Raw genomic sequence first — 14,763 nt, forward strand, 5'->3', positions numbered from 1 at the left:
TCAGATCCCCACAGTGAAGCCGTCGGACCAGGTCTGCATCTCCTGCACCAGACGGTCCCACGCGCCGGTAAGGAGCAGCACACCGGTAAGGATCATCATCGTGCCGCCGATGCGCATGACCCACACATAGTGGCGCTTCACCCAGCCGAAGGCACCGAGCGCCTTACGGAAGGCGACCGCCGCGAGCACGAACGGCACGCCGAGGCCGATGCAGTAGGCGACGGTCAGTACGGCCCCGCGGCCGGCGCTGGCCTGGTCGAAGGCGAGGCTGTTGACCGAGGCGAGGGTCGGGCCGATGCAGGGCGTCCAGCCGATGCCGAACAGCGCGCCGAGGAGGGGGGCGCCGACCAGTCCGGTGGCGGGCTTCTTGTGGAAGCGGAACTCGCGCTGGGTGAGCCAGGGCATCATGCCCATATAGAAGACGCCCATGAGGATCATGAGCACGCCGAGCACCTTGGACAGGGTGTCCTGGTGCTCCTGCAGCGTCTGCCCGAAGTACCCGAACAGGGCACCCGTGGACACGAACACGGCGGTGAACCCGAGCACGAAGAGCGAGGCCCCGGCGACCATCCGGCCCCGGCGGGCCTCGCCGAGGTCGGTACCGGTGACGCCGGTGACGTACGACAGATAACCGGGCACGAGGGGCAGCACGCACGGCGAGAAGAAGGAGACGAGGCCCCCGAGCAGGGCGATCGGCAGGGCCAGTATCAGGGCCCCGCTCATCACGGTCTTGTTGGCCTCGGGGACGGAGGCGGCGAGCGTGAGCACGCCGGTCACGTCCGTGATCGCTCCGCTCACGTCACTTCTCCGCGAGGACGGGCTTGAGCATCTTGCGGAGGTTGTCCTCGCTGAGCGCCACGAGCGCGCGGGCGGCGATCTTCCCCTCCCGGTCGAGGACGATCGTGGAGGGGATCGCCTTCGGGTTGAGCGTGCCCTTCTTGAAGCGGAGCATCAGCTTGCCCGTGGGGTCGTAGAGACTCGGGTACGTGACGCCGTACTGCTTCTCGAAGGCGACCGCCGGACGGGTCTCGCCGTCGCGGGTGTTGATGCCGACGAACTGGACACCCTGGTCCTTGAGGTCGGCGGAGACCGCGACGAAGTTCTTCGCCTCGAGGCGGCAGGGCCCGCACCACGAACCCCAGATGTTGATGACGACGATCTTGCCCTTGTAGTCGGCGACGTCCAGCTGCTTGCCGTCGATGGTCGGCCCGGAGAGGTCGGGGGCGGCGACCCGCTTGCCCTGGGCCACCGTGGCGATGACACCGTCGGTACCGGTGACGAAGTTGGTGTCGCCGGAACCCCCGGACGTACCGCCGGAGGTGCACGCGGTCAGGGCCAGCGCGGAGGCGGCGACCCCTGCGGTGAACAGCACGGCCCGGCGGCTACGGGCCTGGCCACGGGGACGGTTCGAGGAGAGGGGGACGCGGCTGGCGACACTCATGTGAAAAGTTTCGCATGTCCGTTCCGAGGATCTTGCGCACCCCCCTTGCGGGTACAAACCCGCATTTCAGGCGGCCTTTCCGGTCCCTCAGGCGCCGGTGGTGGAAGTCCCGGTCGAGGTGCTGGTCGAGGTGCCTGTGGGGGTCCCGGTCGGGGTCTTCTGCGGGGCGGCCAGGAAGCCCTTCCAGCCGCCGACCGGCTGCTGCCCGACGTCGAGGGTCCGCAGCTTCTCCAGCACCTCGGGCTTCTGTACGTCCAGCCAGTCGACGAACTGCCGGAAGGAGACGAGGCGGACGTCCTCGCCCTTCTCCTTCTCCCGCGCGATGTGCTTGAGGGCGGCCTCGACGGCGTCCATGTAGATGCCGCCGTTCCAGTGCTCGAAGTGGTTGCCGACGAAGAAGGGGGCGCGGTTCGTCTCGTACGCCCGCCGGAAACCGGCGATGTAGGAGCCGGTCGCCTGCTCGCGCCAGGCCGGGTAGTTGTGGGCGGGGGCCTTGGTCGAGTTGACCGACTGGTTGGCGAGGATGTTGTAGTCCATGGACAGGACCTCGAACTGGTGGCCGGGGAAAGGTATCGCCTGGAGGGGCAGGTCCCAGATGCCGCCGTTCTTCGTGGGCCACACCTGCCGGCCGCCGGGCGAGGAGGCGTCGTAGCGCCAGCCGAGATCGCGGGCGGTCGGCAGCAGGTTGCTCTGGCCGAGGAGACAGGGCGTACGGCCGCCGATGAGCTCCTTGTCGTAGTCGAAGGGGAGCGCGGGCAGGTCGGTCCACCCGGTGTTGGTGCGCCACTCCTTCACGAAGCCCTTGGCCTGCTCTATCTCGCTGCGCCACTGCTGAGGCGTCCAGTTGGCGACCGTGCCGTGGCCGGAGCAGAAGTGGCCGTTGAAGTGGGTGCCTATCTCGTGCCCGTCGAGCCAGGCCTGCCGGACGTTGGTGAGGGTCGCCTTGACGTGGTCGTCGGTGAGGTAGCCGATGTCGGAGGCGCCGGGGGCGTTGTTCGGCGGGAGGTACTTGCGCTTCTGCGACTCGGGGAGGAGGTAGAGCCCGGAGAGGAAGAAGGTCATGTGCGCGCCGTGCGTCTTCGCGAGGTCCAGGAAGCGCGGGAAGAGTCCGTTGCCGACCTCCCCCGCGCCGTCCCAGGAGAAGATCACGAACTGCGGCGGGGTCTGCCCGGCCTCCAGCGGCACGGGCCTGCCGGGCTGGTGGGGCTGCTTTCCGGTGAACGAGGTGGAGCCGTCACCGAGGGGTTTGGCGGCGGGGGCGGTGTGGCGGGGGCGGGACGGCTTGCCGGAAGGCCGCCGGTCACCGGAGGAATCTCCGGACCCGCTCGACCCCTCCCCCAGTACGGTTCCGCAGCCGGCGGTACCCAGAGCGGCGGCGGCACCGAGGCCGAGGCCGATCGCACCTCGCCGGCTGAAGCCACCGACGCCGCCGCCGACGCTTCCACCGTCACCGTTCTTGCCGTGCATGGGATCCCCATTCGTCGTACTCACCGCTGGTTCACCCAGTCAGAGGGCACGACGAACGGGCAGGTTCCCCGTATTGTCACGTGCTTCGGAACAATTGCAACAAATGTGTCACTAATCTCTCAAAGCGCGAAGGTTTGCGAATTTTTGGTTGATCAGGCCCCGAAGGCCTTGTCCTTCCCCTTCACCGGCTTGGCGCCGGCGAGGAGATGGGCCGGCACGAGATCACGGGCGGGCTCGGTGTAGCCGACCGACACGATCTTGTCGCCGCGGTAGGTGAAGGTGGTGAGAGAGGCGAGCGTGCACTGCCGCTTGCGGGGATCGTGCCAGAGTCGGCGCCGTTCCACATAGCTGCGCACGATCCAGATCGGCAGCTGATGACTGACGAGCACGGCCTCGTGCCCACGTGCGGCGTCCTTGGCGGCGTCCAGCGCCCCCATCATCCGTACGACCTGATCGACGTACGGCTCCCCCCAGGACGGCTTGAACGGGTTGACCAGGTGCTTCCAGTTCTCGGGCCGCTTCAGGGCGCCGTCCCCGACGCCGAAGGTCTTCCCCTGGAAGACGTTCTCGGCCTCCAGGAGCCGCGCGTCGGAGGCGAGATCGAGCCCGTGCGCCTTGGCGATGGGGGTCGCCGTCTCCTGCGCCCGCTCCAGCGGGGAGGCGCAGACATACGTCACGTCACGCGGGGCGAGGTGCTCGGCGACGCGGTCGGCCATCCGCCGGCCCAGCTCGGAGAGGTGGTAGCCCTCCAGCCGCCCGTACAACACCCCTTCGGGGTTGGCGACTTCGCCGTGCCGCATGACGTGTACGACGGTGATGTCGCTGTCGGAGCCGGCGGAGTTGCTGGTGCTGCTGGTGCTGTCGGAGTTGCTGGTGCTGTTGTAGTTGTTGGAGTCGTTCGTGAGGTCGCTCATGCTGCCGTGGCCTCCGCCGCCGCACGGGCCGCCGCCGGAAGGGCGTCGGCGATTTTCTGGATGGCCCGCTCGTCGTGCGCCGTGGAGACGAACCAGGACTCGAAGGACGAGGGCGGGAGATAGACGCCGTTCGCCAGCATGGACTGGAAGAACGCGGTGAAGCGGAACGACTCCTGCGTCTTCGCGTCCTCGTAGTCACGCACCGGCCGGTCCGTGAAGAACACGGAGAACATGTTGGAGGCGTTCTGCACGGTGTGCGCGACCCCCTCCTTGCTCAGCGCCTCGCCGACCAGCCCCTGGAGCTGAGCGGAGACCGCGTCGACCGTGACGTACGCGGCCTCGTCGAGCAGCCGCAGCTGGGCGAGCCCGGCGGCGGTGGCAATGGGGTTACCGGAGAGGGTGCCGGCCTGGTAGACGGGCCCGGCGGGAGCGAGGTGGGCCATGACGTCGGCGCGCCCACCGAAGGCGGCGGCGGGGAACCCACCGCCCATGACCTTCCCGAAGGTCATCAGGTCGGGCCGGACGCCGTCGATCCCGTACCAACCGCTGCGGCTGGTCCGGAACCCGGTCATGACCTCGTCGGACACGTAGAGCGCGCCGTTGGCCGCGCACGCGTCCTTGAGCCCTTGGTTGAAGCCGGGCAGCGGCGGTACGACGCCCATGTTGCCCGGGGAGGCCTCGGTGATCAGGCAGGCGATCTCGCCGGGGTGCGCGGCGAAGGCGGCGTGCACGGCGTCGAGGTCGTTGTAGGGGAGGACGATCGTGTCGCCGGCCTGGGCGCCGGTGACGCCCGGGGTGTCCGGCAGCGCGAAGGTGGCCACCCCGCTTCCGGCGGCGGCGAGGAGCGAGTCGACGTGACCGTGGTAACACCCGGCGAACTTGATCACCTTGGCGCGCCGGGTGAACCCGCGGGCCAGCCGGATCGCGGACATGGTGGCCTCGGTCCCGCTGGACACCAGTCGCACCTGCTCAAGGGGATCGATGCGATCGACCATCTCCTCGGCGAGAGCGACCTCGCCCTCCCCCGGCGTACCGAAGGAGGTACCGCGCGAGACGGCGTCCTGCACAGCGGCGATGACCTCCGGGCGGGAGTGCCCGAGGATCATCGGGCCCCAGGAGCAGACCAGGTCGACGTATTCGCGCCCGTCGGCGTCGGTGAGATACGGACCACGTCCCGACACCATGAACCGGGGTGTACCTCCCACGGCACGGAAGGCACGCACCGGCGAGTTGACGCCGCCGGGTGTGACGGCCGTCGCACGGTCGAAGAGGCCCTGCGAGACGGGCGCTTCGTATGAATAGGGCAACCCACTCGCCATTCCGCTGGCTGCCCCGCTAGACGTTTCGCTCATGACCTGCGACTTCTCCGACTTCTCGGGCTCCGGTTGCCAGTGACCCCCTCAGGGTAGGCGGCGCGAGAGGGGGGCGTCGGCCCCACCCGTCTGCGAAACTGGGACCGGACACACACACGGACACAGAGACACGCAGCTCATCGGGCCGTACATATGGACGATGGGCAGACGATGGTGTTCAGAGGCTGCGAAGATCCTGCGGACAGGTGTTTCAACGCACGTTTCGGCGGGCGGACGTGGGGGAGGTCACTGACACGATGATCGGGTTGCGCGACGGGGCTCGCGCGTCCTAGAACAGCAGTCGGGTGGAGATATGCATCGCGGTGGCGGACTGGGCGAGGGGACTGACGACCTGGGTCCTCGACGTGCCCGGCGGGGAAGGCACCGACGCGACGTGGAGGAAGCGGCAGCGGCAGAAGCGGCACGTCAGGCACAGGCCCAGGGAATGGGGCCCGGGCAGGGAACGGGTGCGGGGCAGGGCATGGTTCCTGGCCAGAGCACGGTTCCCGGTCTGGGCATGGGATCGAACGGTGTGCCCGAGAGCGTCGACCGGCGTGTCGAGCGACTCCGGGCAGCGAGCGGGAACGGTGGTCGGGTGGGGGTGACGTACAAATACTTTGGCGCACCGGACGGCGCCACGGCAGCCCGCGTCCCGATCTCGATGCGCCCCGAGGAACTCGGCGGCGACGAGCTCGGCATGAACGGCATGTTCACCAAGATCAAGCCCGAGACGATGGCCGCGATGGTCCTCACGGGCATCGAGGGCGTCCCCCTCAACAAGGTGCCCCCGCTGGAACTCGTCGTCCTGCACCCCGACTACGCGGTCGTGAAACTCCCGATGACCGTCGTCGACCCCCTACGGGGCATAGGCGAGGAGGCGGTGGGCGCGGCGGCGTTCATCTGGTCCACGGTGCCGGATCGCGGAGGGCCGCGAGACGCGTACAACGTGTACCAACTGCTGCACGAGTGGCAGGACTTCAGCCATCGGCTGCATGAGGCGGGGCATCAGCCGTACTGCCTTGTCTGGCCCTGAGCCGGGGTTTCCTGGTGTTGTGGGCGGGGTCTTCGGACTCCGCCCTTTTCGTGCTCCCGGAGGGGTCGTCAGGTCGTCAGGTGGCGGTCGGGCCGTCCTCGTGCTCCGGCTCTGCTTCCGTGAACGCGGTGTCGATCAGGTGGACTTGGGAAGTTTTCGCCGGTTGTCGTCCAGGAGCGCTTCTCGGGCCGAACAGGAGCACACTGGACAGTGCGAGGCAGGCGGTCCGTTGGCGCGGGGGATGTGCGATCAGGTCCGGCGCCGGGCCGTCGAGGAGCTTCGGGAGACAGTCCGCGACAGGAACCACCGGCGGGCCGGTGTCCTGGCCGTCACGGCCGCCGCCGGATGCGAGCCAGCAGGCACCGGCGGCGGCCGAGAGGCACGAGGACGGCGCGGACTCCCCTGCCGTCGCCGCCTCGCACTGACCGTCCTCACCACCCGTCCCGGGGTGCGCGGGAGTTCACCCCGGGCTCGAACAGGGCTGGGGAGGACGAAGGGCTGGAGCCGCGTTGTCGGCGATGCGGCTCCAGCCGCTCACAGTGGTCGCATTCGCACTGCGACCCGGGGGCTGGGGGCCTACGTATGCGGGCCGCCGACCCGTCGCCGACCGTGGTCGGCAGCGGGGCGAGGACCCTGCCCGCAGCATAGACCGGGCTTGGACGGGACCAACACCGTGCGATTCCGGACGCCCGTGGCCGGATGAGGCCGTAGGAGCCGTGCGAGACGGGTGAGACGGGTGCGGCCGGAGTGAACTGCTGGCCTCGCACGGGCAGTTCGCAGGCGTCGATGGATGCCAGAATGTCTCAGATCGTGCCCGGGCGAACGCGGGTTCGACCCAAGCCGGTCGAGTTCGGCCTGTCCAGCGAACGGCGCAGGGGCTAGGCTGCTGTATAGACGTCCCAGACCCCGGCGGCATGTTTGTTTCCTGAACACAGATGTCTGTTGGGGTGCGGACGCTTCGTCTGTCACCCGGCGCATCCCAGGAGGGAACCGGGTGGCTCCTCTGTCCTGCCGCGCAGGCTGTCGGACCGGCCGTTGCTCTGCCTCCGTCGAAAACACACCCCCGCCGGGAGCGCGCCCAGGAAGCCGGGACTCCGGTACCAGCGCATCCGCTGCCGGAGGGGCTCCGAACCGAGGCGTTATGCCCCAGCCCCAGCTCACAGTCCACCGCCATGACCGAAGGACACGGGCGCTGCTCACCCTGACCGGTGAGATCGACCTCGTATCCGCACCGCTGCTGCGGGTGTCCCTGGAACAGTGCCTGCGAGACGGTCTCCGCGACATCGACATCGACCTCACCCAGGTCACCTTCTGCGACTGCAGCGGACTCAACGAGTTCCTCCTCGCCGCGCAGCGGACCACCGCCGTCGGCGGGGCCCTGCGACTGCATCACCCGCCGCCGACGCTCGTCCGCATACTCGACATCACCGGCACCTCGGTCACACTCGCGGCGGTCCCGCCGCACGGCTCCGTCCAGCTGGTACCCGTCCTCTCGGGCGACGCGCGATGACGGCCGGCGCCCGGCGGGCGCGATCACGGAAGCCGGGGATCTCGCGACTCAGGTGTTGCTCGACACCCGGCCGCGGAGCCGGACCAGGACCAGTAGCAGTCCCAGCACCAGGACGCCCGTGAGGAAGCCGGAAGCATGGGCTCCGACCACCGAACGTGCCGCCGTCCTTCCCGCCCGTTCGGGCCGGGACCAGCCTCCATCGAGAGTACCCACCGTGGATCAACAGCTCCTGGCCAAGACCTTCGTGGAGCTGGCCGACAACCTGGTAGCCGACTTCGACCTCGTCGACTTCCTGCGCCTGCTGACCGACCGCTGCGTCGGCATGCTCGACGCGAGTGCCGCCGGGGTGCTGCTCGCCGACCAGGACGGCATGCTCCACGTCATGGCGGCCTCCGACGAGCAGGTGCGACTGCTGGAGCTCTTCCAGCTCCAGAACGACGAGGGCCCCTGCCTCGAGTGCTACCGCACCGGTGCACCCGTGATCGTCCACGACCTGACCCGGGAGGTCCACCGCTGGCCGCGCTTCGTCGAGGCGGCCCACCGCAGCGGATTCGGGGCCGTCCAGGCCCTGCCCCTGCGCCTGCGGGACAACACCGTCGGCGCCCTGAACCTCTTCCGGGCCGCCCCCGGCCCCTTCGACCCGCCCGCCACACTCGTCGCCCAGGCCCTGGCCGACGTAGCCACCATCAGCCTCCTGCAACACCGCACCGCCCACCGCAGCACGATGCTCAACGAACAGCTGCAGACGGCGCTGACCAGCCGGGTGCTGATCGAACAGGCCAAGGGAAAGCTCGCCGAACGCCAGGGCATCGACATGGAGCAGGCGTTCAGCGCGCTGCGCGGTTACGCCCGCTCCCACAACATGCGCCTCGCCGACGTGGCCCGCGCCTTCATCGACGACTCCGAATCCCTTGCCGGTCTGAGTGTCTGACCCACGCCGTGGCGGGCACCCGCCACTCCAGGACGTACCCGCGGACCGCTCTGTGGCGGACCGTCCCGCGTACGGTACGGCGGGGGCCGAGAGGCTCTCCATCCTGAAGTGCCACGGACATGGCCACGGACACGAGACGGAGACCGGTGATCAGCGACAGCATGGCCGAGGTCCTGCGGTCGCTGCGTCAGGGCGAGGTGGCCGACCCGGCCTGCGCGTGTGCGCGGGCGCTGGGCGTCGAGGGTGTCGTGCTGTCGTTACTGGCCGGCCCGGACCCGACGACCGAGCCGGTCTGGTGCCATCCCGAGCTGGGCGCAAGGTTCGAGGAGCTTCAGTTCACGCTGGGCGAGGGGCCGGGTCCGGACGCGGTCCGCACGGGTTCGCCCGTCGTGGAACCCGACCTGGGCCGGGTACGCCCTGAGCGCTGGCCCGCACTGCTGCCGGCCGCGCACGAGCTGGGCGTACACGGTGTGTGCTGCTTCCCGCTGGGCATCGGAGCCATCCGGGTCGGGGTACTGACCCTGCTGTGCGACGGTGACCGGCGGCTGAGCGGGCAGCAGTACACGGACGCCACCGCCCTCACGGCCGCGCTGACCGGCGCCTTCCTGAACGGGGGCCCGGGTGGCGGCGGGAACGGGCGCGGGTTCGACATGTCCCTGGATCCGCCGGCGGGACTGCGCCGCGCGGTCGTGCACCAGGCGACGGGAATGATCAGCGTCCAACTGGGCGTGGCCATGGCGGAGGCGCTCCTGCGCCTGCGTGCCCATGCGTACGGCAGTGAGCGCCCCCTCGGAGAGATCGCGGCGGACGTGGTCGCCCGCAGGCTCCGGTTCGAAGACGATGTGAGCGGGCCGCAATCGCCCGACGGTGGAAAGGGATGATCGGCATGGCCCGTGAACGACGTCTGGCCGAGATCTTCGTGGAGATCGCGGACTCCCTCGTCGAGGACTTCGACGTGATCGACCTGCTGCACCGGCTGTGCGCGCGCTGCGTCGAACTGCTCGACGTGTCGGCGGCCGGGATCCTCCTCGCGGACGCGCACGGTGAACTGCAGGTCATCGCCGCCTCCGACGAGCACACCCGGCTGCTGGAACTCTTCACGCTCCAGCACGACCAGGGGCCCTGCGTCGAGTGCTTCCGCACCGGTGTCGCCCGCACGAACATCGACCTGACGCAGCCTCAGGCCACCGCCGGCTGGCCTCGCTTCGCCCCGCAGGCCCACGAGACGGGATACGTGGCCACCCACGCGATCCCGCTGCGCCTGCGCAACCGGGTCGTCGGCGCCCTCAACCTCTTCCAGACCACGGCGCACCACCTCGGCGACGACGACATCGCGCTCGCCCAGGCACTCGCCGACGTGGCCACCATCACGATCCTCCAGCAGCGCACGCTGGAGCAGTCGCACGTGGAGAACAACCAACTGGAGAACGCGCTGATCAGCCGGGTCCTGGTCGAGCAGGTCAAGGGCGTCCTGGCGGAACGCTGGGAGACCTCCGTCGACAACGCCTTCGAGACGTTCCGGTCGTACGCCCGCGCCCGTCACCTGCGCCTGTCGGACCTCGCCGTGCAGATCATCTCGGGCGACTTCGACACCTCGGCCATCCCCGCTCCGGTGCCGGACCGGGCCGGGGACCAGCACGGCTGACCGGCCTCGCCCCTCCGCCACGGGGAGTAGCGTGAGGTCATCGGGAGCACCTCGCGCACCGGCCCCGTTACCGGTGTCGTTCCTGGTGAGCAACGACACCGCACACCTGACCGCAGCGTCTTCAGATGCCTCCAGACACCTCTAGACGCCTTCTAGATGCCCTCAGACGGAACGGAAGCGATCCCCGATGATGTACGACCAGACACGCGCCCAGCAGCCCGCGAGCCAACCCCGGGGTTCCGCCGAGCGCCGCAGGCCGGGCCCGGAACCGCTGCTTGCGCAGGACGAACAGGACAGGATCGTCCAACGCCTGCAACACGCCCTCAACACCTTCGCCGACACCCCGCTCGAGGCGCTGGAGGAGGCCGAGAGCGCCTACGACGAAGCCACCGCCCAGCTTGTGAACGCCCTCGCGGAACACCGGAGTCTCCTTCGCGCCGGCTGGCAGGACCAGAACCGCGAAACGCAGCCCACCGAAACACAGTCCGAAGAACTCCGGCTCGCCCTGCGGCAGTACCGCGAGATCACCCAGCGCATGCTCCGTCTCTAGGCCGGGTCGAGTCGGTGTCGGCACCTGCGGGACCGGTCGTCGAGGGGCACGCGGCGTTGCGGCCCTGAGGATCGTCGCCAGGAAGGCCACCGCGGCAGTCGCCGGACCGGACAGCGGCATGACGATGCGCCGCCGGGACCGGGCCCGCGGCGCGGTCCCGGCCGACGTCAGCCACCGGATCGGACGAGGTCAGGTCAGGTCGGGTCGGGTCAAATCACCGGATCGAGGAAGGTCAGCACTGAGGCGTCCTCCTCGATCAGCGGGACGAGGGCCGCGTTGAACGGGCCGCCGTACGGTGCCTTCAGGTGTGCCTGGAAGGCGTCCTCGTCGCGGTACGCCTCGAAGATCCAGTAGGCGCGCGGGGCGGCCGACCTGGTGTAGACGTCGAAGGCGAGGTTGCCCTCTTCCTCGCGCACCTTCTTGGCGTACTCCACGATCAGGCGGGCGACCTCGTCCTCCGCTCCCTCGCGGACGGTGAACTCGGCGAGCAGGGTCTTGTTCACGGTATGGCTCATTGGCTGCCCTTCTCTGACGGACGTACGGGCGTACGGGCACTCCGGTCACCCCAGCCACACCAGTCACCCCAGTCGCGTCGGTCGCCCCGGAGGGCGGCTGTCGGACAGTCCCGGTGGGCGGTGGTCGCGAGTGTTTGCCGATTTGTGACGAGCGCGGGGCATTGACGTTTCCGGGAAGCGGAGTCCATCATCCTGGCCAGGCAGTGTCAACGATGACATAAGTCAACGATGACACTCCCGGGCGGCGTGCTCTGAACCCAACCCCGTGCCGCTCGCTATCCCACAGGAGCCGATCATGTCTCGCACCACTCGCCTCTCCCCCTCCCTCCTCAGAGCCGCCGCGGTCACGGGCGTCGCGGCCCTCACCCTGACTGCCTGCGGGTCCGGCTCCGGATCGGGCTCGTCGAGCTCCGGCTCGGGCGAGGTCAAGGTCGGTCTGATCACCAAGACCGACACCAACCCGTTCTTCGTGAAGATGAAGGAGGGCGCGGAGAAGGCCGCCAAGGAGAACGGTGTCCAACTGTCCACCGCGGCGGGCAAGTTCGACGGGGACAATGCCGGACAGGTCACCGCCGTCGAGAACATGGTCGCCGCCGGGGTCAAGGGCATCCTGATCACCCCGAGCGACTCCAAGGCGATCGTGCCCGCGATCGAGAAGGCCCGCGCCAAGGGCGTACTGGTCATCGCCCTGGACACCCCGACCGACCCGGAGAGCGCGGTCGACGCCCTCTTCGCCACCGACAACCTCAAGGCCGGCGAGCTGATCGGCGAGTACGCCAAGGCCGCGATGGCGGGCAAGACGGCGAAGATAGCCGCGCTCGACCTCGCCCCGGGTGTCTCCGTCGGCGTTCAGCGGCACGACGGTTTCCTGAAGGGCTTCGGCGCCACCGAGAAGGACGTCGTGTGCGCCCAGGACACCGGCGGCGACCAGGCCAAGGGCCAGACGGCGATGGAGAACTGTCTCCAGAAGGAATCCGACATCAACGTCGTCTACACCATCAACGAGCCGGCCGCGCTGGGCGCGTACACCGCGCTGAAGGCCAAGGGCCGGGAGAAGGACGTACTGATCGTCTCCGTCGACGGCGGCTGCACCGGCACCCAGGCCGTCAAGGACGGCAAGATCGCCGCGACTTCGCAGCAGTACCCGCTGAAGATGGCGGCCGAGGGCGTCAAGGCCGTTGTGGCGTACGCCAAGGACGGCAAGAAGGCGTCCGGTTACACCGACACCGGCGTCACGCTGATCAGCGACAAGGCGCAGGACGGGGTCACGTCGAAGGACACCGCCTACGGCCTGGAGAACTGCTGGGGCTGAGCGGGGCACTCCGCTGGGGGGCGCGGTGCTTTGCTGCGGGCCGGGTGGGGGCTGGTCGCGCCCGCGCGGCGGAGCCGCATATCGGCACAGCCCCGCGCCCCTTGAAGGCGCCCCTGCGGGGCGGCCCTCACCAGAACCACCCCGTTCACCCCGTTCCCTCGCCCGCCGACAAGGACAACTGTCTTCCGACAAGGATTCGCATGACAGCCACGACCACGCCGTACGCCGAGCTCAAAGCACCGACCACGGCCCGCAGACTGCTCACGGCGCCGACCACGGGACCCCTGGCCGCCCTCCTCCTGGCCTGCGCCTTCTTCTCCTTCTCGACCGACCAGTTCCTGACCGGCGGGAACTTCTCGCTGATCGTGCAGCAGGTCATGGTCGTGGGCACCCTCGCCATCGGGCAGACCCTGATCATCCTGACCGCCGGCATCGACCTGTCGTGCGGCGCCGTGATGGCGTTCGGCAGCATCGTGATCGCCAAGATGGCCGCCGAGGGCTCCCTGCCCCCGCTCGTCGCCATCGCCCTGGGCATCGGCGTCTGCGGCGGCTTCGGGCTGATCAACGGGCTGCTGGTGCAGAAGATCCCGCTGCCGCCGTTCATCGTCACCCTCGGCATGCTCAACGTGGCGTTCGCGCTGACCCACATCTACTCCGAGGAACAGACGGTCACCAACCTGCCCGGCCCGCTGACCGCCCTCGGCGAGACCTTCCCCCTCGGTCACACCGACATCACCTACGGCTCCCTCGTCACCATCGCGCTGTTCCTCCTCCTCGCCTATTCGCTGAGCAACACCGGCTGGGGCCGCCACGTCTACGCCCTGGGCAACAGCGCCGAGTCCGCCAGGCTGAACGGCATCCGCACCTCCCGCCTGACCATCGGCATCTACACCGTGGCGGGTCTCCTCTACGGCATCGCCGCCCTGCTGCTCATCTCGCGCACCGGAGTCGGCGATCCGCAGGCCGGGCAGACCGACAACCTCGACAGCATCACCGCCGTGGTCCTCGGCGGCACCAGCCTCTTCGGCGGACGCGGTTCGGTCCTGGGCACCTTCATCGGCGTCCTCATCGTCGGTGTGTTCCGCAACGGCCTGCAGCTGATGGGCGTCGCCTCCATCTACCAGACCCTGATCACCGGCGTCCTGGTGATCCTCGCGGTGACCGTCGACCAGCTCTCCCGGAAGAAGGCCCGATGACCGCCACCTCCTCCCCCACGCCCGTGCTGCAGGCCCGCGGTCTGGTCAAGCGGTACGGCCAGGTCACCGCCATCGACGGCGCCGACTTCGACCTGCTCCCCGGCGAGGTCCTCGCCGTCATCGGCGACAACGGCGCCGGCAAGACCAGCCTGATCAAGGCCCTCACGGGTGCCGTGACCCCCGACGCCGGCGAGATCCTTCTCAACGGGCAGCCCATCACCTTCTCCGGTCCGCAGAGCGCCCGCGCCCACGGCATCGAGACGGTGTATCAGGACCTGGCCGTGGCCGCTTCCATGGACATCGCCTCGAACATGTTCCTGGGGCGCGAACTCCGCCGCTCCGGCGTCCTCGGCAGTGTCTTCCGCATGCTCGACAAGAAGCGCATGCGTCAGGAGGCCGCCGAACACATGGCCGACCTGAAGATCGGCCTGCGCTCGCTCACGCAGTCGGTGGAGACGCTCTCCGGCGGACAGCGGCAGGCCGTCGCGGTCGCCCGTTCCGTCGCGTGGGCCCGCAGCGTCGTCGTCATGGACGAACCCACCGCCGCCCTCGGCGTCAAGGAGTCCGGCCAGGTCCTCGATCTCATCCGCCGGGTCCGGGACAAGGGCATGCCGGTGGTCCTGATCAGCCACAACATGCCGCACGTCTTCGAGATCGCCGACCGGATCCACGTTCACCGCCTCGGCCGCCGCGCCGCGGTGATCAAGCCCTCCGACTACTCCATGGCCGAGGTCGTCGCCATCATGACCGGCGCTCTCACCGTCGATGCGGCCGGAGATACTGTCGTAGCGGATTCCGAGGCGGCGAAGGCAGCCGGAGTCCAGGCCAACTGACAGCACGACTCAGCTCTCGCAGTTCCCGGCCGAGGCCGCGGCCGGAACCGAGAGCCCTCAGGAG

Annotated in this window: 16 protein-coding genes; 9 read left to right on the forward strand and 7 right to left on the reverse strand. The window is 69.1% G+C overall.

Going from position 1 to position 14,763, the window contains the following annotated elements; genetic code table 11:
* The 5 genes from G3I56_RS28645 to hemL form a co-directional block, all read right to left on the reverse strand.
* Positions 1 to 723 (reverse strand): cytochrome c biogenesis protein CcdA, encoded by a 723-nt coding sequence (locus G3I56_RS28645; RefSeq protein ID WP_164414076.1) that lies wholly within the window; start codon positions 721 to 723, stop codon positions 1 to 3.
* 76 nt (positions 724 to 799) lie between these two features.
* Positions 800 to 1,441: a TlpA disulfide reductase family protein gene (locus tag G3I56_RS28650; RefSeq protein WP_164413896.1), complete on the reverse strand. Its 642-nt coding sequence runs from the start codon at positions 1,439 to 1,441 to the stop codon at positions 800 to 802.
* Between the two features lie 87 nt (positions 1,442 to 1,528).
* Positions 1,529 to 2,908 carry a hypothetical protein gene (locus G3I56_RS28655; RefSeq protein ID WP_164413898.1) on the reverse strand — a complete coding sequence of 460 codons (1,380 nt, stop codon included), beginning with the start codon at positions 2,906 to 2,908 and terminating at the stop codon, positions 1,529 to 1,531.
* 152 nt (positions 2,909 to 3,060) lie between these two features.
* Positions 3,061 to 3,708 (reverse strand): histidine phosphatase family protein, encoded by a 648-nt coding sequence (locus G3I56_RS28660; protein WP_164414078.1) that lies wholly within the window; start codon positions 3,706 to 3,708, stop codon positions 3,061 to 3,063.
* Positions 3,709 to 3,818: 110 nt separating this feature from the next.
* The gene (hemL, locus tag G3I56_RS28665) at positions 3,819 to 5,141 is read right to left on the reverse strand and encodes a glutamate-1-semialdehyde 2,1-aminomutase (RefSeq protein ID WP_164414080.1); all 1,323 of its coding nucleotides are present in this window, start codon (positions 5,139 to 5,141) and stop codon (positions 3,819 to 3,821) included.
* A 628-nt stretch (positions 5,142 to 5,769) separates the two neighbouring features.
* On the opposite strand from hemL, the gene G3I56_RS43310 reads away from it, so the two are divergent.
* Both G3I56_RS43310 and G3I56_RS28675 read left to right on the forward strand, forming a co-directional pair.
* Complete coding sequence (locus G3I56_RS43310; RefSeq protein WP_006381067.1) at positions 5,770 to 6,207, forward strand: hypothetical protein; 438 nt, start codon at positions 5,770 to 5,772, stop codon at positions 6,205 to 6,207.
* A gap of 1,141 nt (positions 6,208 to 7,348) precedes the next feature.
* Positions 7,349 to 7,717, forward strand: a complete 369-nt coding sequence (locus G3I56_RS28675; RefSeq protein WP_164413900.1) for an STAS domain-containing protein — start codon at positions 7,349 to 7,351, stop codon at positions 7,715 to 7,717.
* A 48-nt stretch (positions 7,718 to 7,765) separates the two neighbouring features.
* On the opposite strand, the gene G3I56_RS28680 is transcribed toward G3I56_RS28675, so the two are convergent.
* On the reverse strand, positions 7,766 to 7,930 hold the full coding sequence (locus G3I56_RS28680; protein WP_164413902.1) for a hypothetical protein: 165 nt from the start codon (positions 7,928 to 7,930) through the stop codon (positions 7,766 to 7,768).
* 1 nt (position 7,931) lies between these two features.
* On the opposite strand from G3I56_RS28680, the gene G3I56_RS28685 reads away from it, so the two are divergent.
* The 4 genes from G3I56_RS28685 to G3I56_RS28700 all read left to right on the forward strand — a co-directional run bounded on the left by G3I56_RS28685 (position 7,932) and on the right by G3I56_RS28700 (position 10,843).
* Positions 7,932 to 8,648, forward strand: a complete 717-nt coding sequence (locus G3I56_RS28685) for a GAF and ANTAR domain-containing protein (RefSeq protein ID WP_164413904.1) — start codon at positions 7,932 to 7,934, stop codon at positions 8,646 to 8,648.
* A gap of 146 nt (positions 8,649 to 8,794) precedes the next feature.
* The gene (locus tag G3I56_RS28690) at positions 8,795 to 9,529 is read left to right on the forward strand and encodes an ANTAR domain-containing protein (protein ID WP_164413906.1); all 735 of its coding nucleotides are present in this window, start codon (positions 8,795 to 8,797) and stop codon (positions 9,527 to 9,529) included.
* Positions 9,526 to 10,293, forward strand: a complete 768-nt coding sequence (locus G3I56_RS28695) for a GAF and ANTAR domain-containing protein (RefSeq protein WP_164413908.1) — start codon at positions 9,526 to 9,528, stop codon at positions 10,291 to 10,293. Before G3I56_RS28690 ends, G3I56_RS28695 begins: the two co-directional genes overlap by 4 nt.
* 187 nt (positions 10,294 to 10,480) lie before the next feature.
* Positions 10,481 to 10,843: a hypothetical protein gene (locus G3I56_RS28700; protein ID WP_164413911.1), complete on the forward strand. Its 363-nt coding sequence runs from the start codon at positions 10,481 to 10,483 to the stop codon at positions 10,841 to 10,843.
* Between the two features lie 209 nt (positions 10,844 to 11,052).
* On the opposite strand, the gene G3I56_RS28705 is transcribed toward G3I56_RS28700, so the two are convergent.
* On the reverse strand, positions 11,053 to 11,346 hold the full coding sequence (locus G3I56_RS28705) for an antibiotic biosynthesis monooxygenase family protein (protein ID WP_164414082.1): 294 nt from the start codon (positions 11,344 to 11,346) through the stop codon (positions 11,053 to 11,055).
* A 307-nt stretch (positions 11,347 to 11,653) separates the two neighbouring features.
* Here G3I56_RS28705 and G3I56_RS28710 point away from each other — a divergent pair, with 307 nt between their 5' ends.
* From G3I56_RS28710 to G3I56_RS28720, 3 genes are all read left to right on the forward strand, one after another.
* Positions 11,654 to 12,670: a sugar ABC transporter substrate-binding protein gene (locus tag G3I56_RS28710; RefSeq protein WP_164413913.1), complete on the forward strand. Its 1,017-nt coding sequence runs from the start codon at positions 11,654 to 11,656 to the stop codon at positions 12,668 to 12,670.
* Positions 12,671 to 12,870: 200 nt separating this feature from the next.
* On the forward strand, positions 12,871 to 13,866 hold the full coding sequence (locus G3I56_RS28715) for an ABC transporter permease (protein WP_164413915.1): 996 nt from the start codon (positions 12,871 to 12,873) through the stop codon (positions 13,864 to 13,866).
* Positions 13,863 to 14,699: an ATP-binding cassette domain-containing protein gene (locus tag G3I56_RS28720; RefSeq protein ID WP_164413917.1), complete on the forward strand. Its 837-nt coding sequence runs from the start codon at positions 13,863 to 13,865 to the stop codon at positions 14,697 to 14,699. Before G3I56_RS28715 ends, G3I56_RS28720 begins: the two co-directional genes overlap by 4 nt.
* Positions 14,700 to 14,763 lie beyond the last annotated feature (64 nt).

Source organism: Streptomyces sp. SID12488 (genome assembly GCF_010548275.1).
GTDB lineage: Bacteria > Actinomycetota > Actinomycetes > Streptomycetales > Streptomycetaceae > Streptomyces.